This window comes from Mycobacterium sp. (genome assembly GCF_035603715.1).
GTDB lineage: Bacteria > Actinomycetota > Actinomycetes > Mycobacteriales > Mycobacteriaceae > Mycobacterium.
Window position 1 is genome coordinate 1 of record NZ_DATNJW010000113.1, and the last position, 3,135, is coordinate 3,135.

Consider the following 3,135-nt stretch of genomic DNA (forward strand, 5'->3'; position numbering starts at 1 on the left):
GTCGCCGGCGCGATCGCCGAGATCCCGTCGGACGTGCTGCGGGCATTTCCGCTGCGGATAGTGGGTAGCGGGCAGGGGTCGGTACCCACTCGCGACATCCTGGCCGAGTTGCCCGCGATCGCCGAGGCGATCACCAGCGGCGCGCTGCACATCGACGCGCGGGCAGTCCCGCTGCGTGACGTGACGTCCGCGTGGCAGGACTTCGGCACCGAGCGGATCGTGTTCACCACATAAAACTGGGCGGCAACAGCCAAAGCTGTTGCCGCCCAGTCTGGTTACGTTCTAGCGTGACGATTTCTGGCGAGCCTCGGCCGCCTTCTCCGCGGCGCGCGCGGCGGTTGCCTCAGCTTCCTTCTTGGCCACGTCGCGCTGGGCCTCGGCCTTCTCCTGCTGCGCACGGCCTTCCTTGCGAAGGTCTTCGTGGCTGAGGACGATGCCGATGATTTCTTTCGCCTTGCCTTTGACGTCCTCGACAATGCCCTTGATGGCCGCTTCGGGTCCGCTGGTCACAGTCACTCCTTTTTGCTCGGGGATGGGGATGTTCAAGGCCTACCCGCCCTCGTCCGGATCGGAACGTGATGGCCGTCACCACGTGTCATGCGCGCCCATATCAATGCTGGCCAGGGGAACAGGACCAGCTCAAATTGAAGGCTTAGCGCTGTCAATCCGCGTGGATCCGGACCAGTGATATCGCCCGTGTACTCGAAATGAAAAGAGAGATACGCCGCTCCCTAGTGACTGAAGATGCTGGTGATACTTCTCAGGTCGACCGCGAGCTAGGGCTTGATCCTGATCTCGCCCGGCGACCACCAGCCGAAATGGGTGGCCGTGCCGAGATCCAGCTCGGCTGGCGGGGCATCGACCAGGGTGTCGAACTTACGCAGGGAGCCCCAGTCGCGGCCCCAGTCATGGGACAGGTAGGTGGACATGACGTGCGCCCGCAACAACAAGTCGGTGATGCCCAGCAGGCCGCCGTTGACGCCGTCCTGCCAGGTGTCGGTGTCCTGTTTCTTGGCGTTGTAGTCCGGGGTGATGCGGAACTTCGGGATCTCGGTGACGCCGTAGACGTGCAGCATCGGCTGTTGGCAGGGGAAGGCCAGTCCGACCGCCCAGTCCATCAGCACCGGTTGCTTCGAGCCGATGTACTCCTGCAGCGAGCGCAGCTCGGGCACCCGCGGCGGAGTCACCGCGATCCAGTCGTCCAGCGTCAGGGACAGGTCCTCGGCGACCACCCGCACCGCGACGGCGTCGGCGGGCATCTGGGAGCGTGCGAAGCGCAGATTGCGCCACACCTTCGGCTGCTCGCCGTAGAGGTCATAGGGCGTCAGGCGGCCGGCGGGCAGCACGGAGCCGCCGGGACCGGGCTTGCCGAATTCCAGCACCACCGTCTGTCCTTTGGTGTGATGGTGCAGGATGCTGTCGCCGGCGATGGTGCCCGCGGCGGTGACCACCACTAGCGGGTGTCCGGCGTCGGCTTTGGGGAGCTGATACCACGCCGAGGTCAGCCTGCTCTGCTGTTGCGCGCCGGTGGTATAACTGCCTGCCAGCGGAACCCGTTGCGGGTCAAGGCCGTAGGGCAGCGGCACCGTAGAGGCGTTGATGCCAGGCGTTTTCAGCTTGGTCGGCGCATCCCAGTCGTAATCGGTACCCGGCTGCGGAACTGACGTCTCCTTGACCGACTCGGCCAGGGTTCGGTCCGGTACGCCGTTGGGCGTGAATCCCGTTGGGCTGACACCACCCAGCGGGCCCAACGGACCGTAATTGTCCGGCTCCCCAGTTTTGAGCGGCGCCATGAAGCCGGCGTTGCTGTCCGGCTCGACCAGTACGTCGTCGGCCAGACCGCAACCTCCGCTGAACTCGCGCAGGTTGTCCCAGGCGTTCGAATAGGTCGGGTACTGCCGCACGATGCCGGCCACCATCGAGCCGATGAACACCAGCGCCATGAAGCCCGCCGCGAGGGGGATAGGCGCCGCGGTCAGCGCACGCGCCAGCCGACCCTCGCCACGGCTGGTGTCCGCGAAGTGCAGCCAGGCCGCGTACACAGCGGTAATCACGAACAGCGCGAAAAATATTGTGCTGATTGAGATTCCGCCGATTTTCGGCATGGAGTTGTTGAACGGCACCCCATAGCTGGACACGTACCACCAACCGTTGGTGGTGGCGAAGCACAGCGCCAACACGAACATCACCGCGGCCAGGAACGCCATCCGGTTGCGCGACCAGTGCAGTACTTTCGGTGACACCAGCACCGTCGTCAGCGCGGCCATCGCCGCGCCCACTGCGGCGAAGAGCCCGAAGTGGTGCACCCACTTGGTCGGGGTGAACATCAGGAAGAACATGGTGCCGAAGATGACACCCATCAGGCGCCACGCCGGCCCGCGGGCCACTCCTGGAACTCGCTTGCGCCGCAACATGATGAACACGGCCGTGAAAAGGCACAACGCCGTGATCAGGAAGCCGAACCGGCGCGCCAGCGACCCGTCGACGGTAGGCAGGATCAGGTAGTAGTAGCGCAGGTTTTCGGTGTACCAGGCCTGGCTGGGGCCGATCGCGGTGCGAATCCTGGTGGCTTCCAACACTGTCGACAGCGTCTGGTCGGCGAACACCACGGTGAGGATGACCGTGCCGGCGGCCAGCATGGGTGCCACCAACGGCAACGTGCCGACCAGGCGGTGGCGGCGGACCAAGATGCGCAGGATCGGACGGCCACCGGCGATCAATGCGGCCACGGCGATCAACCCGGTGGGCTGAACGCCGAGCGTGAACGCGGCCGTGATGACGGCCAGCGCGGCGGGCGTCAGTCGGCTGTAGCGCATCGAGCGTTCGATCAGCACGTAGGTGATCAGCGAACCGACGGCGATAATCGGCTCGGGCCGCAGACCGTTGTCGAACGGCATCCACGCAGTCAGCAGGACCAAGCCCGCCGCCCAGTTGGCGGCCTTGCTCGATGTCACGGCCGGCCCCAACCGGGGCAGCACCTCGCGTGACAGCAGTAGCCAGCACACCAGCCCCGCGATCAGATCCGGCAGCCGCATCCACAGGCTGGCGTCGCTGACGTGGGTCATCAGCGCCAGCAAGTTGTAGTACCAGCCGAACGGGTCCTCCGGGCTGCCGAACCAGCGGAAGTAGTTGGAC

Annotated in this window: 2 protein-coding genes and 1 pseudogene; 1 reads left to right on the forward strand and 2 read right to left on the reverse strand. The window is 65.4% G+C overall.

Annotated elements, in window-relative coordinates; translation table 11 throughout:
• Positions 1 to 234, forward strand: a pseudogene (locus VN856_RS05140) (zinc-binding alcohol dehydrogenase family protein); the annotation flags it as partial.
• A gap of 48 nt (positions 235 to 282) precedes the next feature.
• Here VN856_RS05140 and VN856_RS05145 read toward each other — a convergent pair.
• On the reverse strand, positions 283 to 510 hold the full coding sequence (locus VN856_RS05145; RefSeq protein ID WP_325686802.1) for a CsbD family protein: 228 nt from the start codon (positions 508 to 510) through the stop codon (positions 283 to 285).
• A 266-nt stretch (positions 511 to 776) separates the two neighbouring features.
• Positions 777 to 3,135 (reverse strand): arabinosyltransferase (locus VN856_RS05150; RefSeq protein WP_325686804.1); only part of this gene is annotated, 2,359 nt, incomplete at its 5' end.